Origin of the sequence: Streptomyces sp. NPDC048197, assembly GCF_043202395.1 — a bacterium.
GTDB lineage: Bacteria > Actinomycetota > Actinomycetes > Streptomycetales > Streptomycetaceae > Streptomyces > Streptomyces siderophoricus.
Window position 1 is genome coordinate 289,018 of the sequence record NZ_JBIDAJ010000006.1, and the last position, 23,193, is coordinate 312,210.

A 23,193-nucleotide genomic window follows, 5' to 3' on the forward strand; every position below is an offset into this window, starting at 1 on the left:
CGCGGGGCGCGGGGCGCGGGGCGCGCGGCGCGGGTACGGGCGTGAGGCGCGGGCGCCGGGCGGCCCGTCGGCCGGCCGGCCGGTCAGCCGGTCACCCGGACCAGGTCCAGTCGGCGACCTCGGGCAGATCGGTGCCGTGCTCCCGGATCCAGGTGTGGTGACGGGTGCGGACGTCCGCCATCGCCTGGCGCAGCGCGACGGCGCGTACGCCGAGGCCGGGCACCCGGTCGATGACGTCCATCACCAGCCGGTAGCGGTCGAGGTCGTTGCGGACGACCATGTCGAAGGGCGTGGTGGTGGTGCCCTCCTCCTTGTAGCCGCGGACGTGCAGGTTCGGGTGGCCGGCCCGCCGGTAGCAGAGGCGGTGGATCAGCCACGGGTAGCCGTGGTACGCGAAGATGACCGGCTTGTCGCGGGTGAACAGCGCGTCGTACTCGGCGTCCGCCATGCCGTGCGGGTGTTCCCCCGCCGGCAGCAGCCGGGCCATGTCGACGACGTTGACCACCCGCACGGCCAGCTCCGGCAGATGACGGCGCAGCAGGTCGGCGGCGGCCAGCGTCTCCTGGGTGGGGACGTCGCCCGCGCAGCCCAGCACCACGTCGGGCTCGCGGCTGCCGTCCTCGGTGCCGGCCCACTCCCAGGCGCCGGCGCCGCGGGCGCAGTGCGCGCGGGCCTCGTCCAGGGACAGCCAGTCGAAGCTGGGCTGTTTGCCGGCCACGATCACATTGACGTAGTCCCGGCTGCGCAGCGCGTGGTCGGCCACCGACAGCAGGGTGTTGGCGTCCGGCGGCAGGTAGACCCGGACCACCTCGGGGCTCTTGTTGAGGATGTGGTCGACGAATCCGGGGTCCTGGTGCGAGAAGCCGTTGTGGTCCTGGCGCCAGACGTGCGAGGTCAGCAGGTAGTTCAGCGAGGCGATCGGGCGCCGCCAGGGCAGCCGGCGGGCCGTGCGCAGCCACTTGATGTGCTGGTTGACCATCGAGTCGACGATGTGCGCGAACGCCTCGTAGCTGGAGAACAGGCCGTGCCGCCCGGTGAGCAGATAGCCCTCCAGCCAGCCCTGGCACAGGTGCTCGGAGAGCACCTCCATGACCCGGCCGTCGTGCGCGAGGTGCTCGTCGGTGTCCAGCACCTCGGCCTGCCACGCCTTGCCGGTGACGTCGTAGAGCGCCTCCAGCCGGTTGGAGGCGGTCTCGTCCGGGCCCACCACCCGGAAGTCCCGGCGTTCGGCGGTGGCCGCCATGATCCCGGACAGCAGACCGCCCAGCACCCGGGTCGGCTCGTGCAGCACGGTGCCGCGCTTGTCGACCTCGACGGCGTACCGCTCCAGCGGCGGCACCGGCAGGTCCCGCAGCAGCAGCCCGCCGTTGGCGTGCGGGGTGGCGCCCAGCCGGCGCGGCCCCTCGGGGACGCAGGCCAGCACCTCCGCGGTGGGCCGGCCCTGCTCGTCGAAGAGCTCCTCGGGCCGGTACGAGCGCAGCCACTCCTCCAGCTGCCGCAGGTGCCCGGGGTGGTCGCGGACGCCGGCCAGCGGGACCTGGTGGGAGCGCCAGGTGTTCTCGACGGGCTTCCCGTCGACCTCGTGCGGGCCGGTCCAGCCCTTGGGCGTGCGCAGCACGATCATCGGCCAGCGCGGTCGGTCGGTGCGGCCGTCGCTGCGGGCCCGGCGCTGGATGTCAAAGATCCGGTCCAGGCAGCGGTCCATGGCGGCGGCCAGCGCCTGGTGCACCGCCGTCGGGTCGTCACCGGTGACGTGCACCGGCTCGTGTCCGTAGCCGCGCAGCAGCGAGTCCAGCTCCTCCTCGGGGAGCCGGGCGAGCACCGCGGGGTTGGCGATCTTGTAGCCGTTGAGGTGCAGGATCGGCAGGACGGCGCCGTCGTGCACCGGGTCGAGGAACTTGGTGGCGTGCCAGGACGCGGCGAGCGGGCCGGTCTCCGCCTCGCCGTCGCCGACGACGCAGGCGACCAGCAGACCGGGATTGTCGAAGGCCGCGCCGTAGGCATGGGTGAGGGAGTAGCCCAGCTCACCGCCTTCGTGGACGGACCCCGGTGTCTCCGGGGCGACATGGCTGGGGATCCCGCCGGGGAACGAGAACTGCCGGAACAGCCGGGCCATGCCCTCGCCGTCCCGGGTGACGTCCGGATACGTCTCCGCGTACGTACCGTCCAGCCAGGAGTTGGCCACCACGGCGGGGCCGCCGTGCCCCGGCCCCCAGATGCACAGCGCGTCCAGCTCACGGGCCTTGACGACCCGGTTCAGATGGGTGTGCACCAGGTTCAGTCCGGGGGAGGTGCCCCAGTGGCCCAGCAGCCGGGGCTTGATGTGCTCGGGGCGCAGCGGCGCTTCCAGCAGGGGGTTCGCCATCAGGTAGATCTGCCCGACGGAGAGGTAGTTGGCGGCCCGCCAGTGCGCGTCCAGGGTGCGCAGCTCGGCGGCGTCCAGCGGCCCCGGCGCCGCCGACTCCCCCCTTCCGGGCGCTGCCGGGGCGTGCGCGTCGGACATGCTCAGCTCCTCACGACGGTGGTGTGCAACGGACGCTCCCGGTCACAGGTTCCGCAGCGCGGGCAGCAGCTTGGTCTCCGCCCAGTCCAGGAACGGCTCCTGGTGGCCGCCGCCGATCTGCACCAGCGCGACCTCGGTGAAGCCCGCGTCCACGTACGGGCGCACCGCCTCGACGAACCGGCCCACGTCGTCGCCGCACGGAATGGCCTCGGCGACGTCCTCGGGCCTGATGTACTCGGTGGCCCCGGCGAAGCCGTGCGGCCCCGGCAGTTCGGAGTTGACCTGCCAGCCGCCGAGCATCCAGCGGAACTGGTCGTGCGCCCGGGCGACGGCCGCGTCGCGGTCGGCGTCGTAGCAGACCGGCAGCTGGCCGACCCGGGGTTTGCCGGTGCCGCCGTGCCGGTCGAAGGACGTCAGCAGTTCGGCCTTGGGCTCGGTGGCGATGACCAGGTCCCCCAGCTTCCCGGCGATCTCGCAGGACCGCTCGCCCGACACGGCCACGCCGATCGGCGGCGGCTCGTCGGGCAGGTCCCACAGCCGGGCGTGCACCACGTCGAAGTGGGTGCCGTGGTGGGTGACCTCACCGCCGCCGAAGAGCTTGCGGATGATCTCGATCGCCTCGGCCAGCTTGTCCAGCCGTACGGGTGACGCCGGCCAGCCCGCGCCCACCACGTGCTCGTTGAGGTTCTCGCCGGAGCCCAGCCCCAGCCGGAAGCGGCCGCCGGAGAGCAGCTGCATGGTCGCGGCCTTCTGGGCGACGACCGCGGGGTGGTAGCGGGTCGTCGGGCAGGTCACGTAGGTCATCAGCGGGATGCGGGTGGTGGCCTGCGCCGCGGCGCCCAGCACGCTCCAGGCGTACGGGGCGTGGCCCTGCGAGTCCAGCCACGGGAAGTAGTGGTCGGAGGTCACCGAGAAGTCGAAGCCGGCGCGTTCGGCACCGACGACATGACCGACCAGGGCCCGCGGGCCCGCCTGTTCGGTCATCATTGTGTATCCGATTTGCACCATTCAACACACCTTGCTGTCGCGAGACGGGGCCTGCAACCGGGGGCGTGACCAGGGCGGTGTCAGTCGGGCGGTTCGGGCGCGGGATGCTCTCCCGGCTCGGCGCCGGGCGGCTCGGCGGGGGCGGTGCCCGGCTCCTCCGGTTCCGGTTCCGGTTCGGCCGGCACCGGGTCCCGCGGCAGCGGTTCCGGCTCGCTCGGTACGGGCCCCGGCCCCTTGGGTGCGGGTTCAGTGCTCACATGGGTCATAGCGCTCTCCTTCCTCTCCATCCTGCGTCCCATGCGGGTACTCGGCCCGTTCGGGGCGGAAACCTCGTCCACGGAGGGAAGGCGGAGGAAAGGCAGTGGAAAGACAGCGGGAAGGCGGAGGAAGGGCAGCGGGAACCGTCAGTACACGTCCCGCACGTACCGCTTCTCGGCCGCGAGCTGTTTGACGTACCCGGTGGCGGCGTCCTCCGTCAGGCCGCCGTGGGCCACCGCGATCTCGCGGAGCGCGCGGTCGACGTCCTTGGCCATCCGCGAGGCGTCGCCGCACACATAGAAGTGCGCACCGTCCTGCAGCCAGGACCACAGCTGGGCGCCGTGTTCCCGCATCCGGTCCTGGACGTAGACCTTGGCGCGCTGATCGCGGGAGAAGGCGGTGTCCAGCCGGGTGAGCAGCCCGTCGTGGTGCAGCCGGCCGAGCTCCTCCTCGTAGTAGAAGTCCGTGGCGCGGCGCTGCTCGCCGAAGAACAGCCAGTTGGGGGCGCGGTGGCCGCGGGCCCGCCGCTCGTCGAGGAAGCCGAGGAAGGGCGCGACGCCGGTGCCGGGCCCGACCATCACCATCGGCGTGGCCGGGTCGGCCGGTGGCCGGAAGTGTGCGCTGCGCCGCACGAAGATCTCCACCGGGCTGCCGGGCTCGGCATCCGCCAGGAACGCGGAGGCCACGCCCTTGCGCGGGCGGCCCTGCCGGTTCTCGTAGCGGACCACGGAGACCGTCAGCCGGAGCAGCGCGGGGTCGGTCAGCGGGCTCGACGAGATGGAGTACAGCCGCGGCCGCAGCCGGGGCAGGAGCGCGGCCCAGTCCCGCGCGTCCGCCCGCACCCGGTGCTCGGCCACCACGTCGACGGCCTGCCGGCTCCAGGTCCACCGGTCCAGCTCGCCCTTGTTGCCGGGCCGCAGCAGTTTCCGCAGCGTCCGGTCCCCGGTCTGTTCCGCGGCCAGCCGGAGCAGCGCGGGGGTGATCCGGGTGATGTCGAGATGGCGGTGCAGCGCCTCGCCGAACGGCACCGTGCCCACCCCGTCGAGGGCGACCGGGGCCGCCGGGTCCAGACCGGTCAGATCCAGCCACTCCGCCACCAGCTCCGGGCAGTTCAGCGGCTGCACTCCGAGTGCGTCACCGGCCTCGTACGCCAGCGGCACCCCCTCGGCGTCCCGGGTGTCGAAGGTGAACCGGCGCACCTCCTTGGTGGCGCCGGACCGGCTGAGCAGATCGTTGCCGACGAGCCGGGCGGTGACGGTGGGGTCCTTGGCGGGGGCCGCGGGGGCGGCCGGGGCCGGTGGCGTCCCGGTGTGCCCGTCGGTCGCCGGTTCCGCCTGCCCGTCCTCCAGTGCGCGCAGCACCTGGTCGAGCCACTGCCCGGCCGGCTGTGCGTAGTCCGGCTCGCAGTCCGTGCGCGGCGCCAGCCGGATCGCGCCCAGCTCCGCCAGCCGGGCGTCCAGCCGCCGCCCGTGGCCGCAGAAGTCGTCGTACGAGGAGTCGCCCAGCGCCAGCACCGAGTAGCGCAGGCCCTCCAGCCGCGGGGTGTCCGGCGCGTTGAGCGTGTCCCAGAAGCCGGAGCCGTTGTCGGGGGCCTCGCCGTCGCCGAAGGTACTGGTCACGATGAGCAGGTCCGCGGTGCGCGGCAGGGTGGCCGGGGTGCTGTCGGCCATGCTCACCAGCGTCGCCTCCCGTCCGCTGCCCTTCAGCCGGCGGGCGGCGTCCGCGGCGACCTCCTCCGCGTTGCCGGTCTGCGAGGCCCACAGCACGATCACCGTACGGGCAGCGGAATCTGACGACTCGTCATCCGAATCCGAGGGGTCGTGCCGTGCCGCCTCCCCGGTCCGTTCGTCCGCGGTCCGCGAGAACATCCCGGCCAGCACGCCGTTCACCCACAGCGCGGTGTCCGCGCCGAACGGCGCCTGGGCGGGCAGCACCGGCGTACCGCCGGACGGACGGGACGCCAGCCCGGTGAGGAAGCCGGAAAGATAGCGGCGCTCGTGCTCGGCCAGGGCCGGCGGGGCGGGGTCGGTCAGCCGGAACAGATCGGTCAGGACCGCCACCGCGCCCCCTGCGGGCCCCCCTCCTGGGCCGCCCGCCGGACCGCCCCCCGCGCGGTCCGCCGGGCCGCCGGCTTCCGCGTCCGGGCCCGCCGCCGCGCCCGGGAGCGCCGCGCTCTCGCCGTGGCCGGCGCCTCCCGGCACCCTGGTCAGCGCGACCGCACACGCCTTGAACTCGGGCTGGAAGGAGACCGGATCGACCGCGTCATGGGTCACCGCGTTGACGCTCAGGTACTCACCGAAGAGGTCGTTCCAGTGGAACGGCGCGAAGCAGTTCCCGGGCCGTACCCGGTCGGTCACCACGGCCGGCAGCACCGCCCGCCCGCGCCGCGAGGCGACCTCCAGCGCATCGCCCTCCACCACGCCCAGCCGCTCGGCGTCCTCGGGATGGAGCTCCACGAACGGCCCCGGGTTCAGCCTGCCCAGCTTGGCGACCTTGCCGGTCTTGGTCAGGGTGTGCCACTGGTGCGGCAGCCGGCCGGTGTTGAGCAGGTACGGGAAGTCGTCGTCGGGCAGCTCGGCCGCCGGCAGGTGCGGACGGGCGAAGAACGCGGCCCGCCCGCTGGCGGTGGGGAAGACCAGCCGGGGGCGGCTGCCGTCCGGCCGTACGACCGGCTCCCGGCCGGCCCCGTCGTTCAGATAGCGCACCGGATTGCGGTCCGGTCCGTCGGCGGCCGCGCTCGGCCACTGCACGGGCGTCTCGCGCAGCCGCGGATAGCTCACTCCGCGCAGGTCGTACCCGGTCCGCGGGTTGCCCGCGCGCTTGAGCTCCTCGAATATCTCCTCCGCGCTGTCGTAGGAGAAGGCGTGCGCATAGCCCATCTCGCAGGCGATCCGCGCGATGATCCGCCAGTCCGGCCAGGCCTCGCCGGGCGGATCGGCGGCCCGGCCCACCAACGTGAGGTTGCGCTCCGAATTGACCATCACGCCCTCGGACTCGGACCACATGGCGGCCGGCAGCACCACATCGGCGTACGCGGTGGTCTCGGTCTCCGCGAACACGTCCTGCGCCACGACGAACTCCGCGGCCTCCAGGCCCTCGATGACGGTGCGGCGGTTGGCGACCGAGGCGACCGGGTTGGTGCAGATGATCCAGCAGGCCTTGATGTCCCCGTCCGCCATCCGCCGGAACATCTCGACGGTGCCCGCTCCGCCGTCGTCCGCCCGCAGCGTCCCCGGGGCCAGGCCCCACAACTCCTCGGTGAACGCGCGGTCCTCGGCGACCAGCGCGGACCGCTGGCCGGGCAGGCCCGGGCCCATGTAGCCCATCTCCCGGCCGCCCATCGCGTTGGGCTGGCCGGTCAGCGAGAACGGGCCGCTGCCCGGGCGGCCGATCGCGCCGGTCGCCAGGTGCAGGTTGATCAGCGCGTTGGTGTTCCAGGTGCCGTGGGTGCTCTGGTTCAGCCCCATCGTCCAGCAGCTCGTCCAGTCGCCCGCGGCACCGATCCACTCGGCCGCCCGGCGCAGCTCCGCCTCCGGTATTCCGGTGATCCCGGCGACCTTCGCGGGCGGGTAGTCCGCCAGGAACGCGGGCATCTCCGCCCACCCCTCGGTGTGCCCGTCGATGAACTCCTCGTCGATGTCGCCGTTCTCCACCAGCAGGTGCAGCAGCCCGTTCAGCAGCGCCAGATCCGTACCGGGCGCGATCTGCAGGAAGAGGTCCGCCTTGGCCGCGGTGGCGGTGCGCCGGGGATCGACCACGATCAGCTTGGCGCCGGCCTTGACCCGCTCCAGCAGCCGCAGGAAGAGCACCGGATGGCAGTCGGCCATGTTGGAGCCGATGACGAGGAACACGTCGGCGTGGTCGAGGTCCTCGTAGGAGCCGGGCGGGCCGTCCGCGCCCAGCGACAGCTTGTAGCCGCTGCCCGCACTCGCCATGCACAGCCGGGAGTTGGACTCGATGTGGGTGGTGCGCAGGAACCCCTTGGCGAGCTTGTTCGCCAGGTACTGCGCCTCCAGCGTCATCTGTCCCGAGACGTAGAGCGCGACGGCGTCCGGGCCGTGCGCATCGACGATCTCGCGCAGCCGGGCGGCGGTCTGCTTGACGGCGGTGTCCATCGCGGTGGGTACCGGTTCGTCGCCCCGGTCGCCGCGGACCAGGGCGCCGGTCAGCCGGCCGGGCGCGCTGAGCAGTTCGGCGCTGGTCGCGCCCTTGGTGCAGAGCCGGCCGTGGTTCGCCGGATGGGCCTTGTCCCCACTGGCCCGGCGCACGGTCCGCCGGCCGTCCCCGTCCGTCGCGACCTCCAGCACGATCCCGCAGCCGACACCGCAGTACTGGCACGCCGTGCGCACCTGCGTGAGGCGCTCTGCCGGTGTTTCCGCTGCGGTCACGGACGGTCCCCTTCGTGGTCGGAAGCTGGGCTCCGACCCTACGAAGGGCCCGTTAACCGCGTGTCACACGAGGCGATCATCCGTCGTTACGGCGACCACACACCCGGGACCGGGGCCGCGTGAGGCCCGTCCGGGAGACCCGCGCCGAAGGTGCAGCAACACGAAAAGTACAGTCGTTGTACTTTCGCATCCGATGTGCTTTTCTGTGGTCCATGCCTCCCACCACCCCTCCCCGCATCGCGATCATCGGAGCCGGCCCCGGCGGGCTGACCTGCGCCCGGGTCCTCCAGCGGCACGGCCTGCCGGTCACCGTCCTCGACCGGGACGCCTCCGCCGGGGCCCGGCCGCAGGGCGGCACCCTGGACCTGCACGCGGCCACCGGCCAGGCGGCGTTGCGCACGGCCGGTCTGTACGAGGAGTTCGCCGCCCTGGCCCGCCCCGAAGGGCAGGAGATGCGGCTCTACGACCGCGACGCCACCCTGCTCTTCCGGCACGCCCCGGCCGCGGACGTGACCGAGCGCCCCGAGATCGACCGGGGGGAGCTGCGCCGGCTGCTGCTGGACTCCCTCACGCCCGGCACCGTCCGCTGGGGCCACTACCTGCGCGCGCTGCACCCGCTGGGCGACGGCCGGCACAAGGCGGAATTCGACGACGGCCACACCGAGGAGTTCGACCTGGTCATCGGCGCCGACGGCGCCTGGTCGCGGGTCCGCCCGCTGCTCTCCGACGCCACCCCGCACTACTCCGGCGTCACCTTCGTCGAGTTCTCCTTCGACGACGCCGACACCCGCCACCCCGCAATCGCCCGCCTGGTCGGCGGCGGCAGCATGATGGCGTCCGCCGCCGACCGGGCGCTGATCGTCCAGCGCAACAGCCGCGGCCACCTCCGCGGTTACGCCGCCTTCCGGGGCTCGGAGGACTGGGCCCTGGAGGCCGGGGTGACGATGACGGACACCGGGGCGGTACGGGCCGCGCTGCTCGGCCGGTTCGCCGGCTGGGACGACCGGCTGCTGGCGCTGCTGACGGACAACGACGGCGGATTCGCCAACCGGCCGCTGTTCGCCCTGCCGGTGCCGCACACCTGGGCGCACACCCCGGGCGTGACACTGCTCGGCGACGCGGCCCACCTGATGACGCCGTTCTCCGGCATGGGCGCCAACCTCGCCATGCTCGACGGCAGCGACCTCGCCCTGGCCCTCGTCCGGCACCCCGACCGGGACGCGGCCCTGCGCGCCTACGAGGCCGTGCTGCTGCCCCGCTCCGCCGACGCCGCCGAGGCGGCCGCCCGCGGCCTGGCCAACGCCCTCGCCCCGGACGCCCCGGAGGGCTCGCTGCGTCACCTGCGGACGACGGCCGGCAACGCCTAGCGGCCCGACGCCCGCCGGTGCGCGGAGCTCCGGTTGCGGCCCCCGCCCGCCCGTCGGACGATCGGCAGCGTACGGACAGCGACCGGCACCGCACGGAGACGGAACCCACCGTGAAGATCACCGAGCCCACCCCCGGCGCGCCCTGCTGGGTGGAGCTGGGCACCTCGGACGTCGACGCCGCCAAGGTCTACTACCGCGAGGTCTTCGGCTGGCGCGCCGAAACGGACCTGCGCCCGGAGGCCGGCGGGTACACCGTCTTCCTGCTGGGCGCCGCCCCGGTCGCCGCGGTCACCCCGCTCTACGCCCCCGGTCAGCCGACCGCCTGGACCGTCTCGTTCGCGACCCGGGACGCCGATGCGCTGTCCGCGGCGGTCACCGGGGCCGGCGGGCGGCAGGTGATGGCGCCGATGGACGTCTTCCAGCAGGGCCGCTTCGCGGTGCTGGCGGACCCGGAGGGCGCGCTGTTCTCGGTCTGGCAGGCCCGGGACTTCCCCGGCGCGGCACTGCTCAACGCGCCAGGTTCGCTGGGCTGGGTGGAACTCGCCACCCGCGACGAGGAGGCCGCCAAGCACTTCTACACCCAGGTCTTCGGCTGGACCGTGGGCACCCACGAGGACTATCCGCAGTGGGGCATCGACGGCGCCGACTTCGGCGGGCTGAGCGCGCTGGACGAGTTCTACCCCGACGACGTCCGGGCGCACTGGCTGCCGTACTTCGCCGTCTCCGACGTCGACGGGACCGCGGCCCGGGCCGCGGAGTCCGGCGGGATGCTGCTGGTGCCTCCCACGGACGTGCCCGAGGGCCCGCGGATCGCGGTGGTCCGGGACCCGCAGGGGGCCTCCTTCGGCATCCACCGCGCGGGCACCGAAGGCTGACTGTCACACGATCGGCGGCCTGTTCGTCGTTTCACCACATTCTTGGGGTGGTTTGCGCGTAATGTCCACTTCGCACCAATGGGTGGCATCGCGCGTCAAGAACAGGAGACCCCCATGTCCACGACCGAATTCCTCGCGGTCCGCGGCAGGAAGCTCGCCGCCGGCGCGGGCGCACTGACCACGGCGCTCGCCCTCGGGGCGACGCTGTCCGCCATGGCCCCGGCCCAGGCGGCGCCCGGCCCGACCGCCAAACCGTACGGCGTCATCACCGCCAAGATGGGCCTGAGCGAGCGTCAGTACCCCAGCACCGACGCCTCGGTGAAGGGCTACCTCCGGCACCGCGCCCAGGTCAACCTGGTGTGCAAGGTCCGCACCCAGCCCGTCGGCGGCAACAGTGTCTGGTACCTGACCGGCGAGGGGCGCGCGACCTGGGTCGCGGCGAAGTACGTGACCAACACCGGCTCCGTCAAGTACTGCAAGGAAGTGCAGCGTGGCCGGATCGCGCCCCACAACAACGCGGCCAAGCACGCCGTGGGCTGATGGCGCCCGGCACCCAGGCCCGGTCCGGTACCCGCAGGTGCCGCACCGGGCCTTCGTGTGCCCGCCCGTCCGCGCCCTTCCGAATTTCTGCAACAAGTTCTACTGTGCCCCCGATCCGTGAACCGACGGCCCGTCAGTAACGGGCGGCCCGCCGGCCGGACGACCGGAATACCGGACGATCTGGAGGGGCCGTGCACCTCGAATACACCCCCGAGCAGCAGCAGTTGCGCGCCGAACTGCGCACCTACTTCGCCGAACTGGTGCCGAACGACGCCTCCGCCCGCTACGTGGATCCGGCCGGGCAGAAGCGGTTCTACCGCGAGACCGTCCGCCGGCTCGGCGCGGACGGCTGGCTCGGCGTGGGGTGGCCGAAGGAGTACGGCGGACGCGGCATGACGGCGATGGAACAGTTCATCTTCTTCGACGAGGCCGCCCAGGCCGGCGTCCCGCTGCCGCTGATGGCGCTCAACACCGTCGGACCGACGCTGATGCAGTTCGGCACCGAGGAGCAGAAGGCGTACTTCCTGCCGCGCATCCTCTCCGGCGAGATCGACTTCGCCATCGGCTACAGCGAGCCCGAAGCGGGCACGGACCTGGCCGCGCTGAAGACCAGGGCCGTACGCGACGGCGACACCTACGTCGTCAACGGCCAGAAGATCTGGACCACCAACGGCGACACCGCCGACTGGGTGTGGCTGGCCGTCCGTACCGATCCCGACGCGCCCGCGCACAAGGGCATCACCATGCTCCTCGTGCCGACCTCTGACCCCGGCTACTCCTGCACCCTGATCAACACGCTCGCCTCGCACGACACCACGGCGAGCTACTACGAGAACATCCGCGTCCCCCTCTCGCGCCGCGTCGGCGACGAGAACAAGGGCTGGCGGCTGATCACCAACCAGCTCAACCACGAACGTGTCACCCTCGCCGCCCACGGCACCATGGCCATCCGCGCCCTGCACGACGTACAGCGCTGGGCGACCGGGACCAAGCTCGCCGACGGCCGGCGCGTCGTGGACCTGCCCTGGGTCCGCCGCCGCCTCGCGCAGACCCACACCAAGCTGGACGCCATGAAACTCCTCAACTGGCGCATGGTGAACGCCCTCCAGGAAGGCACCCTCACCCCGCAGGACGCCTCCGCGGTCAAGGTCTACGGCTCCGAGGCGCGGCGGGACGCCTACGCCTGGCTCATGGAGGTCGTCGCCGCCGCGGGCGCCCTGAAGGAGGGCTCGGCGGGCGCCGTCCTCCACGGCGAACTGGAACGCGGCTACCGCTCCGCGGTGATCTTCACCTTCGGCGGCGGCAACAACGAGATCCAGCGCGAGATCATCGCCTGGATCGGCCTGGGGATGCCGCGGGTGCGCCGCTAGGGCAGCGTCCAGATCTGGGTCGTCACGAAGTAGAAGACGACGGCCCAGCAGGCCATCACCGCGGCGACGATGCCGAGGCCGACGAGGTTGGTTCTCGCCCGTGGTGCGTCCGGCGGCGGCCGCAGCCACCGCTTGAGCAGCCGGTTCACGTAGTGGGGCATCGTCAGGAAGCTCATGATGAAGCTCGACAGCAGGTTGCCCACCAGCAGCCCGAGCCAGAGCGGCATGCCCAGCGGCGCCAGGGCGAGCGTCAGCAGCACCACGGTCGGGTACAGGCCGACCCAGACCGCGACGGCGGACTTCGTTTCGGAGGGTGGTGGCGCTTGTCTGCCGTTCTCGTCGAAGGCGAACCAGCTGCCGAACGAGTTGTCGATCGTGCGCAGCCTGAAGTCGTTGAACCTGCTGCCCTCGGCGAGCACCTCCTGCCGCTCGGCCGACGTCAGCCAGGCATCGAGGTGCTCGGCGTTGTCGAAGCGGTACAGCGTGGTCCATTCGTCCTGGAGCCCCTCGACCGGACGGAAGAGCTCGGTTCCGCGGAAGCCTTCGAATGCGCTCTCCTCCTGGTCCATGCGGCGCTGCCAGTCGAGGAAGTCGTCCACCTGGCCCGGGTGGACGCGGTGGGTCACCACGACGGTCACCAGGGGGTCCGCCGGCCGGCTGCCGCCGCTGACGACCTGCTGGGTCGCGGGGCCGTCGAAGAACGTGCGGCCGGTGTCGAGGAAGCGCTGCCGGGTGGCGCTGTTGATCCAGGCCTGCAGATGGGCTATCGAATCGAAGCGGTAGACGACGGTCCAGTCCGGCTGTCGGGGCGTCGGCCGGGAGATCTCGGCGCCGAGGAAACCGGCGTAGTGGGCGGCAGCGGCGTTGACGTCCTCCTGCCACGCCTCGTACTCCCGCTCCCGTCCGGGCAGCACCTTCTGGCCGACGATCGCTGTCGCGGCTTCGTCGTCGAGCTTTTGCGTGGTCATCCGCTCAGCCCGTCCAGGTGCTCACGGTGCTCACGGTGCTCACGCCGCCGGTACCGACCGGCTCTCGCCGATCCGGCGGTAGATGCGTTCCGGAGTCAGCGGCAGCGCACGGAAACGGACGCCCGTGGCGTCGTGCAGCGCGTTCGCCAGGGCAGGGGCCACCGGGTTGATACAGCATTCCGCCATCCCCTTCGACCGCAGGGGCCCCACGGAATCCGACGACTCCACCAGCAGCACCTCGGTGCGGGGGACATCGGCGTAGGTGGGGATGCGGTAGTTGCGGAAATTCGGATTGACCATGACGCCGTGTGCGTCGACGTGGTGATTCTCGGTCAGCGCGAAGCCGATTCCCTGGGCGACGCCGCCCTCCACCTGCCCGCGGACCTGTGCGGGATTGATGACCACGGCGGCGTCGGTCGCCTGGACGCTGTGCAGGATCCGGATCTCGCCCGTCACCCGATGGACGGCGATGCGGAACCCCTGCGTATTGGAGGTGACGCTCCGGGGCGATCCGTAGGCCTTGCGGGCGGCGGTGAAGCGGATGCCGCGCGCCCGGGCCAGCGCGACGAGTTCGGCCAGCGACAGGCGCCGTTCGCCGCAGACGACCCCCTCGTCGTGCAACGAGCACAGCACGAGGTGGACGCCCGTGTGGGCGGCGGCGAACTCCAGGATGCGGTCGCGCACGGCATTGGCCGCCCGCAGGACCGCGTTGCCCGCCACGAAGAGCCCCGCACTCGCGAAGGCGCCGGTGTCGAATCCGGTGCGGTCGGTGTCGGATTGGACCAGGCGGATCCGTGACGGTGTCGTGCCCAGCTGGTTGGCCGCGATCTGGACGTGCGCGGTCGACGTGCCCTCGCCGAATTCGACGGTGCCGACGGCGAGTTCGTACACGAGGTCGTCGCCCAGCGTGACCCACGCCTCGGAGACGTGCTCCGTCGGCGGCGCGGTCTCGTGCAGGGAACTCGCGACGCCGGTCCCGACCAGCCACCCGGGGCCGGGGGAGGGCTCGTCGGCCGTCCGGGCCAGGGCGTCGCCCACCAGGTCGAGGCACTTCGCGAGGCCGTCTTCGCTGAACGACACGTCGTCCGGGCCCTCACTCATCGCGATGAGCGGATCACCGGGGCGCACGATGTTGCGGCGCCGCAGTGCGAGCGGATCGATGTGCACGGCGCGAGCCAGCTCGTCCATCGCCGACTCCACCGCGTACGCCGGCTGCGTCATCCCGTAACCCCGCAGTGCCCCGCTCGGGACGGTGTTGGTGTAGACGGAGTAGGCGTCGTACTTCTTGTTGGGGCAGCGGTAGATCATGACGGCGGCGCCGCCCGCATAGAGCGTTTCGCCGCCGTGGTTGCCGTAGGCACCCGTGTTGGACACATTGCGGACCTGGATCGCCGTGAGCGTTCCGTCCGCCTTCGCGCCGAGTTTGACCGTCAACGACATCGGATGCCGCGGGGACGCCGTGGTGAACTCCTCCTCGCGGGTGAATTCGAAGCAGACCGGGCGCCCGGTGTCCAGGGTGGCGAGCGCGGCCAGATCCTCCGAGATCACTTCCTGTTTGCCGCCGAAGCCGCCGCCCACGCGTGCGCAGAACACCCGGAGCTGGTCCGGGCGCAGCGCGAACAGATACCCCAGTTTGGCCTTCGCGATCGACGGCGACTGCGAACTGGTGCGGACGTTCAGCCGGCCGCCGGCCATCCAGGCGATCGAGCCGTGGGTCTCCAGATGCGCGTGCTGCACGCGCGGAGAGAAGTACGTGCCTTCGTGAATCACGTCGGCCGCGGCGAACCCGGCGTCGACATCGCCGACGTGCCCGTGCAGCTCCAAAAGGATGTTGTGGACGGGGTCGCGGACGAAGGGGTCGTGCGAGCCGTGCAGCTGGGGCGCCCCCTCCGCCATGGCCTCTTCCGGGTCGAACACCGCCGGCAGTGGCTCGTATTCGACGACGACCTTCCGGCAGCCCTCTTCGGCCGCCGCGACCGTGTCGGCCAGCACCGCGACGACGCGCTGGCCGACGAAGCGGACCGTGTCGTCGAGGATCCGGGTGTCGTCGGGATCGACGAGATGGTCGGTGTGGATCGCCGTGGTGAAGCGCCGGTTCGGCACGTCCTCCCAGGTGTAGACCCGGTGCACACCGGGGACGGCGAGTGCGGCGGTTTTGTCGATCGACACGATCCGGGCGTGCGCGTGGGGCGAGTGCACCACCTTGAGGTGCAGCATGCCGTCGAGGTGGGTGTCCATCGTGAACTCGGCGCGCCCGGCAACCACTTCGTTGCCCGCCGGCGCTCCGACGCTCGTCCCGACGGCCTTTCCCGGCGCGGCCGTCTCCAGACCGGTGACGCCCTTCACGGCGTCCTCGATCCCCCGGTACCCGGTGCAGCGGCAGAGGTTGCCCTTCAACGCCCTCGGCAGGTCCGCCTTCTGGGCCTCGGTGAAGGTCGCCGACGTCATGATCATCCCCGCGGTGCAGAAACCGCACTGGAAGCCGGGGGCATCGCGGAACTGCCGCTGCACCGGATGCAGATTGCCGGGTGATCCGAGCCCCTCGATCGTCGTCACCTCATGACCGTCCGCGCGGAAGGCCGGGGTGATGCAGCTGTGGACCGGAGCGCCGTCCAGCCACACCGTGCACGCACCGCAATCGCCCGCGTCGCAGCCCTTTTTGACGCCGTGGTGGCCGAGCGAGCGGAGGAACGTGCGCAGGCACTGGCCGGGAACCGGTTCCTCGGCGAAGCGCCGGCCGTTCACGGTGTACGTCATGCCGGGCCCCCAGCCATGAGTTCGCGACGAATCTCCTCGGCGAAGTGCCGTGTCAGATGGCGGCGGTGGTCGGGGGTCCCGTTCGGATCGGCGAACCAGACGTCGGCGGGAATGACGTCGATGCTCTGCTGCAGCGTCCGGGCATCGGGCACCGTGTCGAAGGCGAGGCGCACCGGACGGGTGGTGCCGGCCGTGACGGTGAGCAGCAGGTCGCTCGTTCCCGGCGTCTGCGTACCGATCAGGAACACCGTCGAACGGCCGAGACGGGTCAGCGTGAAGCGGCGGTGTGCGCAGCGTTTTTGCAGGGCGTGCGCCGGGACGGTGATCCGCCGCAGGATTTCGCCGGGAGCGAGGACGTTGCGATGGTCGCCGGTGACGAAGTCGAGGGCGTCGACGGCCCGCGCGGACCCGTCCGGAGCCCACAGTTCGTACCGCGCCTCCAGGGCGACCGTCAGCGTGATCATCGGGCCGGCGGGCAGCGACATGCAGATGTTGCCGCCGACCGTCGCCGCGTTCCAGACCTTGAACGAGGACAGAAACGCCTCGCAGCTCGTCCCGAGGAGGCTGCCCGCCGCCCAATCACCCGGCGGCGCAAAGGCGTACAGGTCGCGGATGGTGCACGTGGCACCGATGTCGAGGCCCGCTTCGCCCGCGACGAGGGGCTCCCAGCGCAACGCCGTCAGATCGATCAGGCGACGCAGGTCCGGCTGCTCCACGGAGAACAGCCACGTTCCGCCGGCGAGCCAGGCGTCGCCCTCGCGCCAGTCCGCGCCCGGCCGGCCGGACGGCCGCCGGACGACTTCGGTGATGGTGTTGAGGTCCATGCAACCGACCTCCGTCGAAGGTCGACGGGTCACCCGCGCGCCAGGGGCACCACACCCGCGAGCGGCACAGCCAAGAGGGTCCGCCGCGGCCGAACCGCGCAGGTGGACCGGCGGGCACACATTCCCTTCAAGGACTTTCAAGGATATGCAGAACGGTTCGGCCTCGCCACGCCAGGGCTTTCCGGGGCGGGGCCGGGGCGCTGGTGGCCGGAGGGCGCCCGGCCGCGCCCGCCGGTCTTCTCCCGGCGGGTGCGGTGTGAGCAAATGGAGGGGTGCGGCCGACGGCCCGGCCGGGTGACGGGCACCTCGGGGGCCGCGCCTGGCGTGGGAGGTGTGGTGGGCGCAGCTGACCCCGGACTCTTCGGCCCCTCGTCGGTGACCTGGCAGATGCACGGTGACCCGTTGATGTGGATCGCCGGGATCCGCGCGCTCTACCTGCAGGCGCTGTACCCCCGCGCGGTGCGGGGCGTCCTGCAGAACTCGGACTTCCGGCACGACGCCTGGGGCCGGCTCATGCGTACCGCGGGCTTCGTCGGCACGACGACGTACGGCACCACCGACGCCGCCGAACGGGCCGGTGCCGCGGTCCGCGGACTGCACCGGAGGCTGACCGCCACCGACCCGGCCACCGGCGAGCGGTACCGCATCGACGAGCCGGAGCTGCTGCTGTGGGTGCACTGCGCCGAGGTCGACTCCTACCTCCAGGTGCTGCGCCGCTCCGGCTGTCCGCTCACCGACGCCCAGGCCGACACCTACCTGCGCGAACAGCGGGAGAGCGGCCGGCTGGTCGGGCTGGACCCGGCCCGGGTCCCCGGCGACCGCGCCGCGCTCGCCGCGTACTTCGCACGGGTCCGGCCCCGGCTCGCGGCGACCCCCGAGGCCCGGGAGGTGGACGCGTTCCTCCGTCGTCCGCCGGTGCCCGCCGGGTTCGTCCCGGCCCGTGCGCTGCTCTGGCCGTGGGTCGCCCGGCTCGCCTACGGCTCCCTCCCGGCGTACGCCCACCGGCTCTACGGGCGCCCGGCGCCGCCGCCCGCCACCGTCACCCGCCGTCTGCGCGCCACCGGCCGCCTGCTTCGCGCCATTCCGCCCACCGTCCGCTGGCAGCTGCCGCCCCGGCACATCCTGCGTGCCGTCGCCCGACTCGGGCCCGACACCCGCCCGTCGGCCTACAAGCTGCGCCGCGCCGCCGCCATACTGGACGGGCAGGGGGAGCGACGCGGCTGGTCGTGAGGGCGGGGACGGGGGCGGCGACAGACGATGGCGGAGAACCGGCTGATCCAGGGGCGGTACCGGCTGCTCGGCACCATCGGGCGCGGCGGCATGGGCGAGGTCTGGCGGGCCCGCGACGAAGCACTGGGCCGGCAGATCGCCGTCAAGTGCCTCAAGCCGCTGGGGCCCCGGCACGAGCGGGAGTTCCTCGACGTGCTGCGCGAGCGCTTCCGCCGCGAGGCCCGGGTCGCGGCCGCCCTCCAGCACCGCGGCATCACCGTCGTCCACGACTTCGGCGAGGACCAGGGCACCCTCTTCCTCGTCATGGAGCTGCTCACCGGCCGCAACCTCAGCCAGCTGCTCGACGACAACCGGCGCCAGCCGCTGCCCGTCCCGGACGTCATCGACATCGCCGAACAGGTCACCGCCGCCCTCGCCTACACCCACGGGCAGGCCGTGGTGCACCGCGACCTGAAGCCGGCGAACATCGTGCGCACCGCCGACGGCACGGTCAAGATCTGTGACTTCGGCATCGCCCGGCTGGGCCACGACATCGGTTTCACCGCCCGGCTCACCGGCACCGGCGTCGCGATGGGCAGCCCGCACTACATGTCGCCCGAGCAGATCGGCGCGCATCCCGTCGACCACCGCAGCGATCTGTACTCCCTCGGCTGTGTGCTGTACGAACTCGCCACCGGCGTCCCGCCGTTCGACCTCGGTGATGCCTGGGCGGTGCTCGTCGGACACCGGGACACCGCGCCGACCCCGCCGCGCTCCCTGCGCCCCGACCTGCCCGCCGCCTACGAGCGGATCATGCTCCAGCTGCTCGCCAAGGACCCCGACGAGCGGCCCCGCGACGCCGACGACCTGGCCAAACGCCTCGCCGACGCCCGTCAGGACCACGGCGGCACGGCCCCCGCCCTGCCGGCCTGGACGGAGGGCATCACCCCCGGTTCACCGGCCGGCCCCGCCCACCGCCCGCCCCGCTCGGTACCGAGCCGCGCCGGCACGGTCCTCACCGACGCCTGGACCGGCGGCGACGACCCCCGGTCCGGCGACGCCGCGGTGGCCGCCGGGATCGCCAGCCCCGCGCCCCCGGACGACCGCCGCACCGCCCTCGCCGCCCGTCTCGCGGCCGGCCGGGCCCTGGGCGAGGACGGCCGGTACTTCGAGGCCCACCAGATCTACGCCGAGGTGCTGGCCGCTCAGGAACGCACCCTGGGACCCGACCACCCCGACACCCTCGACTGCCGTCACCACCTCGCCCGCAACCTCGGCCGGCTGGGCCGGCTGGAGGACTGCCGGGCCATGACGTGGGACGTGGCCGCGGCCCGTGCCCGGGTCCTCGGTGCCCACCACCCCGACACCCTCACCACCTGCCACGAACTCGGCCATGTCCTCGGCCGGCTGGGCAAGTGGGCCGAGGCGCTGCGCACCTACCAGGAGGTGACGGCGGCCCGTACGGCCACGCTCGGCCCCGACCACCCCGACACCCTCGACGCCCGATCCGAGGTCGGCATCGGCCTCGGCCGGCTCGGCCGCAGCGCCGAGGCGCTGATGCTCTACCACGACCTGGTCGCCGCCCGCACCCGCACCCAGGGCGACGACGACCCGGACACCCTGCGCGCCCGGCACGGCCTCGGCGTCAACCTCGGGCGGCTGGGCCGCTGGCCGGAGGCGCTCGCCGAGGCCAAGGAGGTGGCCGCGGCCCGCGAGCGGGTGCTCGGCCCCGACCACCCCGACACGCTGGTCAGCCTCCGGGAGACCGCCGTGGCCCTCGGCTGGCTGGGCCGCTGGGACGATGCGCTGGACCGCTACCGCCGGGTCGCCGACGCCCGCACCCGGGCGCTGGGCGCCGCCCACCCCGACACCCTGGCCAGCCAGAGCGACCTCGCCCAGTGCCTGGAACAACTCGGCCGCCAGGACGAGGCGGCCGCCCTGCACCGCCGGATCGCCGCCCTCCGCCGGGAGCGCGCGGCGCACCGCCCGTAGTGGTCCGCTCAGTCGGCCGGCGTCACCCGGTACAGCACCGTGCCGTGCGCCGGCACGTCGCGCGCCACGATGTCCCCGTCGCTGTGCCTGCGGTGACCGGTGACCAGATCGTGCAGGCGGTACGAGGACGCCTCCGGCAGCCCGGCCGCGCCCGCGGTGACCGACAGCGTGCGCGGCGTGTCACCGGAGTTGAACAGCGCCACCGCCCGGTCGCCGTTCTGCAGCGGCTTGGCCAGGACGGCCGAGTGGTCGTCCTGCGCGACGATGCGCCCCTGGACCCCCAGCGGATCCTGGTCGACGGCGATGACGTGCGCGTTCCCCAGTACCGCAAGGGCCTCGGGCGAGAGCTTGCCGAGGTCCGTGCTGGAGATCAGCGGCGCCGCCATCATCGCCCACAGCGACATCTGGCTCTGCATCTCGTCCCGGCTGAGCCCCGAGTCCCCGGCCAGCAGGAAGTCCGGGTCGTTCCACCGTCCGGGGCGCTGCAGATCGGCGAGGTTCGCGTTGTAGTGGAAGTTGTAGACGATGGAGGACCACTTGGCGGCCGGGGTGCTCTGCTGCAGCGCCACGTCCCTGCCGCCCCGCCACAGGTTCCCCAGTTCGGACGACCAGCCGATGACCCGGTGCCAGACGCCGTCGCCGTCGAACTGGAAGTAGGCCGGCGCGGACACGGAGAAGGTGATCGGCCGGCCGCCGGCGCGCAGCGCGCGGCTCATCTGGCCGTACAGGTTCCGGTAGGTCTCCTCCTTGCTGTGTCCCGGCGTGGTGGGCACGTTGCAGCCGTCCGCCTTGACGTAGTCCACCTGCCAGCTCGCGAACAGCTTCGCGTCCTCGGTGAAGTGGCCGAGACTGCCCGGGTACTTCTCACAGGTGAGCGTGCCGACGTCCTCGTAGACCCCGAACTTCAGCCCCATGGCGTGCAGTTGCTGCCCCAGGTGAGCCATGCCGTGCGGGAACTTCACCGGGTCCGGCAGCAGCTCGCCCTTGGGGCCGCGCTGCTTGGCCATCCAGCAGTCGTCCACCGTGACGGTCCGGTAGCCCTTGTGCGCCAGCCCCGAACGGACCAGTGCCCGCGCGTTGTCGAGCACCACCTTCTCGTCGACGTGGCAGGTGTAGTACGACCAGTTGTTCCAGCCCATCGGGGGAGTGGGCGCCAGGTTCGGGTACGGCCCGGCGGCGGGTGCCGGGTCGGACGCGCGGCCCGGTTCGGGGGCGGCGGAGGCGGGCGCCGGGGAGGCCAGCAGCCCGGCCGAGCAGGCGGCGACGGCGGTGAGTCCGGCGACGGTGCGGCCGATGCGGGGTACCGAAGGACGGGACACGGGTCACCTCACGGGTGTGCGGGACGGCCTGACGGGGGGACAGCCGGGGCGGTGCCGAGGTGGAGCACGGCCGGACGCTAGGAGCAGCCCCGGACCCGGTCAAGAAGCCGCACCGCCCGGAGTGGAGGTTTCAGCCGCGTGCACCTGGCCTCCGCGATCACCGCGTGCTACCAAGGGGCATGCCGGAACGGACTTCGTACGACGCGGTCATCGTCGGTGGCGGGCACAACGGACTGGTGGCCGCCGCCTATCTCGCACGCGCCGGTCTGAGCGTGCTGGTGCTGGAGCGGCTGGACCACACCGGTGGTGCCGCCGTGTCGACCCGGGCCTTCACCGGTGTCGACGCCCGGCTGTCCCGCTACTCCTACCTCGTCAGCCTGCTGCCGCCGAAGATCGTGCGGGACCTCGGGCTGCGCTTCGCGGTCCGCAAACGCACCATCTCCTCCTACACCCCGACCGTGCGCCACGGCCGCCCCACCGGCCTCCTGGTCGGCGGCGGCGAGGCCCGCACCCGCCGCTCGTTCGCCGAACTCACCGGTTCGGACCGGGAGTTCGCCGCCTGGGAGCGCTTCTACGGCACCACGCGCCGGCTCGCCGAGCGGGTCTTCCCCACCCTCACCGAACCGCTGCCCACCCGCGCCGCGCTGCGTGCCCGGGTCGACGACGACGCCACCTGGCAGGCCGTCTTCGAGCGGCCCCTGGGTGAGCTGGTCGAGGAGACCTTCACCGACGACCTGATCCGCGGGGTGGTCCTCACCGACGCCCTCATCGGCACCTTCGCCACCGCCCACGACCCGTCACTGCGCCAGAACCGCTGCTTCCTCTACCACGTCATCGGCGGCGGCACCGGCGACTGGGACGTCCCCCTGGGCGGTATGGGCGCCCTCACCGACGCCCTGGCCGACGCCGCCCGCCGGGCCGGTGCGGAGATCGTCACCGGCTGCCCGGTGACCGCGCTCGCCACCGACGGCCGCACCGCCGAGGTCACCTGCGAGCGGGGCACGATCGGCGCCCGCCGGGTCCTGGTGGGCGCCTCGCCGCGGGAACTCGCCCGCCTCCTCGGCGAGGCGCCACCACCGCCCGCCGAGGGTGCCCAGCTCAAGGTGAACATGCTGCTCACCCGGCTGCCCCGGCTCCGCGACACCGGGGTGGACCCGCGGGAGGCCTTCTCCGGCACGTTCCACATCGCCGAGGGCTACGACCAGTTGGAACGGGCCTACCAACAGGCCGCCGCCGGCAGCCTGCCCGCCGCCCCGCCCTCCGAGATCTACTGCCACTCGCTGACCGACCCCTCCATCCTCGGCGCCGACCTGGTCCGCCGCGGCTACCAGACGCTCACCCTCTTCGGGCTGCACACCCCCGCGCGGCTGTTCGCCGAGGACACCGCCGACCACGCCGCCACCCGCGACCGCCTCCTCGCGGCCACCCTCGCCGAACTGGAGAAACACCTCGCCGAGCCCCTCGCCGACTGCCTCGCCCGGGACGCCGACGGCCGCCCCTGCGTCGAGGCCAGGTCCCCGCTCGACCTGGACCGCGAACTCGGCCTGCCGGGCGGCAACATCTTCCACCGCGAGCTGGCGTTCCCGTACGCGGATCCGGAGGCGGAGGCTCCGGTCGGCGCGGCGGCGCGCTGGGGGGTGGCCACCGGCCACGACAACGTCCTCCTGTGCGGCGCGGGCGCGGTGCGGGGCGGCGGGGTGAGCGGCATCCCCGGGCACAACGCCGCGATGGCGGTGCTGGAGGAACGGTGCTCAAGCGGGGCGTGACGGCCCGGAAAGGCGCGGCGAGCCCGGACCGGCCGGGCCCGTGACAGTTTTCTGACGCTGCATCAGAAAA

General features: G+C 72.8%; 15 protein-coding genes. 7 read left to right on the top strand and 8 right to left on the bottom strand.

From position 1 onward, the window contains the following. Window positions 1–91: 91 nt before the first annotated feature. The 4 genes from ACGF4C_RS11740 to ACGF4C_RS11755 all read right to left on the bottom strand — a co-directional run bounded on the left by ACGF4C_RS11740 (window position 92) and on the right by ACGF4C_RS11755 (window position 8,136). Window positions 92–2,503, bottom strand: coding sequence for a phosphoketolase (locus ACGF4C_RS11740; protein WP_393565401.1), 2,412 nt, complete (start codon window positions 2,501–2,503; stop codon window positions 92–94). Between the two features lie 42 nt (window positions 2,504–2,545). Continuing rightward, window positions 2,546–3,511 carry an LLM class F420-dependent oxidoreductase gene (locus ACGF4C_RS11745; RefSeq protein WP_393565403.1) on the bottom strand — a complete coding sequence of 322 codons (966 nt, stop codon included), beginning with the start codon at window positions 3,509–3,511 and terminating at the stop codon, window positions 2,546–2,548. A 59-nt stretch (window positions 3,512–3,570) separates the two neighbouring features. After that, entirely contained in the window at window positions 3,571–3,756 is a 186-nt protein-coding gene (locus tag ACGF4C_RS11750; RefSeq protein WP_030411276.1) for a hypothetical protein, read from the bottom strand. Window positions 3,757–3,894: 138 nt separating this feature from the next. Next, window positions 3,895–8,136, bottom strand: a complete 4,242-nt coding sequence (locus ACGF4C_RS11755; protein ID WP_393565405.1) for a molybdopterin-dependent oxidoreductase — start codon at window positions 8,134–8,136, stop codon at window positions 3,895–3,897. Window positions 8,137–8,348: 212 nt separating this feature from the next. Between ACGF4C_RS11755 and ACGF4C_RS11760 the strand changes: the two genes are divergently transcribed. The 4 genes from ACGF4C_RS11760 to ACGF4C_RS11775 all read left to right on the top strand — a co-directional run bounded on the left by ACGF4C_RS11760 (window position 8,349) and on the right by ACGF4C_RS11775 (window position 12,288). After that, window positions 8,349–9,503 carry an FAD-dependent oxidoreductase gene (locus ACGF4C_RS11760; RefSeq protein WP_393565406.1) on the top strand — a complete coding sequence of 385 codons (1,155 nt, stop codon included), beginning with the start codon at window positions 8,349–8,351 and terminating at the stop codon, window positions 9,501–9,503. A 110-nt stretch (window positions 9,504–9,613) separates the two neighbouring features. Beyond that, window positions 9,614–10,378 carry a VOC family protein gene (locus ACGF4C_RS11765; RefSeq protein WP_393565408.1) on the top strand — a complete coding sequence of 255 codons (765 nt, stop codon included), beginning with the start codon at window positions 9,614–9,616 and terminating at the stop codon, window positions 10,376–10,378. Window positions 10,379–10,492: 114 nt separating this feature from the next. Further along, a complete protein-coding gene (locus tag ACGF4C_RS11770) occupies window positions 10,493–10,918 on the top strand; it encodes an SH3 domain-containing protein (RefSeq protein ID WP_393565409.1) in 426 nt (141 codons plus the stop codon). Window positions 10,919–11,109: 191 nt separating this feature from the next. Next, a complete protein-coding gene (locus tag ACGF4C_RS11775) occupies window positions 11,110–12,288 on the top strand; it encodes an acyl-CoA dehydrogenase family protein (RefSeq protein WP_393565410.1) in 1,179 nt (392 codons plus the stop codon). Here the strand turns inward: ACGF4C_RS11775 and ACGF4C_RS11780 are convergent. Genes ACGF4C_RS11780 through ACGF4C_RS11790 form a run of 3 tightly spaced genes read right to left on the bottom strand, consistent with a single transcriptional unit; the run spans window position 12,285 to window position 16,837 of the window. Continuing rightward, a complete protein-coding gene (locus ACGF4C_RS11780; protein WP_393565412.1) occupies window positions 12,285–13,256 on the bottom strand; it encodes an antibiotic biosynthesis monooxygenase in 972 nt (323 codons plus the stop codon). The two genes, ACGF4C_RS11775 and ACGF4C_RS11780, sit on opposite strands and share 4 nt — an antisense overlap. A 39-nt stretch (window positions 13,257–13,295) precedes the next feature. Then, complete coding sequence (locus tag ACGF4C_RS11785) at window positions 13,296–16,013, bottom strand: molybdopterin-dependent oxidoreductase (RefSeq protein ID WP_393565414.1); 2,718 nt, start codon at window positions 16,011–16,013, stop codon at window positions 13,296–13,298. Next, window positions 16,010–16,837 (bottom strand): FAD binding domain-containing protein, encoded by an 828-nt coding sequence (locus ACGF4C_RS11790; RefSeq protein WP_393565416.1) that lies wholly within the window; start codon window positions 16,835–16,837, stop codon window positions 16,010–16,012. Before ACGF4C_RS11790 ends, ACGF4C_RS11785 begins: the two co-directional genes overlap by 4 nt. A 387-nt stretch (window positions 16,838–17,224) precedes the next feature. Here ACGF4C_RS11790 and ACGF4C_RS11795 point away from each other — a divergent pair, with 387 nt between their 5' ends. Next, a complete protein-coding gene (locus tag ACGF4C_RS11795; protein ID WP_393565479.1) occupies window positions 17,225–18,067 on the top strand; it encodes an oxygenase MpaB family protein in 843 nt (280 codons plus the stop codon). A 27-nt stretch (window positions 18,068–18,094) separates the two neighbouring features. Continuing rightward, window positions 18,095–20,038 (top strand): tetratricopeptide repeat protein, encoded by a 1,944-nt coding sequence (locus ACGF4C_RS11800; protein ID WP_393565418.1) that lies wholly within the window; start codon window positions 18,095–18,097, stop codon window positions 20,036–20,038. An 8-nt stretch (window positions 20,039–20,046) separates the two neighbouring features. Here ACGF4C_RS11800 and ACGF4C_RS11805 read toward each other — a convergent pair whose 3' ends face one another. Further along, entirely contained in the window at window positions 20,047–21,357 is a 1,311-nt protein-coding gene (locus ACGF4C_RS11805) for a glycoside hydrolase family 27 protein (protein ID WP_393565420.1), read from the bottom strand. Between the two features lie 179 nt (window positions 21,358–21,536). Between ACGF4C_RS11805 and ACGF4C_RS11810 the strand changes: the two genes are divergently transcribed. Further along, the gene (locus ACGF4C_RS11810; RefSeq protein ID WP_393565422.1) at window positions 21,537–23,123 is read left to right on the top strand and encodes a phytoene desaturase family protein; all 1,587 of its coding nucleotides are present in this window, start codon (window positions 21,537–21,539) and stop codon (window positions 23,121–23,123) included. The last annotated feature ends 70 nt before the right edge of the window (window positions 23,124–23,193 follow it).

Coding starts and splice junctions, on each gene's coding strand:
- ACGF4C_RS11770 (WP_393565409.1), top strand. CDS start 10,493: ATGTCCACGACCGAATTCCTCGCGGTCCGCGGCAGGAAGCTCGCCGCC.
- ACGF4C_RS11810 (WP_393565422.1), top strand. CDS start 21,537: ATGCCGGAACGGACTTCGTACGACGCGGTCATCGTCGGTGGCGGGCAC.
- ACGF4C_RS11760 (WP_393565406.1), top strand. CDS start 8,349: ATGCCTCCCACCACCCCTCCCCGCATCGCGATCATCGGAGCCGGCCCC.
- ACGF4C_RS11745 (WP_393565403.1), bottom strand. CDS start 3,511: ATGGTGCAAATCGGATACACAATGATGACCGAACAGGCGGGCCCGCGG.
- ACGF4C_RS11750 (WP_030411276.1), bottom strand. CDS start 3,756: ATGACCCATGTGAGCACTGAACCCGCACCCAAGGGGCCGGGGCCCGTA.
- ACGF4C_RS11740 (WP_393565401.1), bottom strand. CDS start 2,503: ATGTCCGACGCGCACGCCCCGGCAGCGCCCGGAAGGGGGGAGTCGGCG.
- ACGF4C_RS11780 (WP_393565412.1), bottom strand. CDS start 13,256: ATGACCACGCAAAAGCTCGACGACGAAGCCGCGACAGCGATCGTCGGC.
- ACGF4C_RS11790 (WP_393565416.1), bottom strand. CDS start 16,837: ATGGACCTCAACACCATCACCGAAGTCGTCCGGCGGCCGTCCGGCCGG.
- ACGF4C_RS11785 (WP_393565414.1), bottom strand. CDS start 16,013: ATGACGTACACCGTGAACGGCCGGCGCTTCGCCGAGGAACCGGTTCCC.
- ACGF4C_RS11800 (WP_393565418.1), top strand. CDS start 18,095: ATGGCGGAGAACCGGCTGATCCAGGGGCGGTACCGGCTGCTCGGCACC.
- ACGF4C_RS11795 (WP_393565479.1), top strand. CDS start 17,225: ATGCACGGTGACCCGTTGATGTGGATCGCCGGGATCCGCGCGCTCTAC.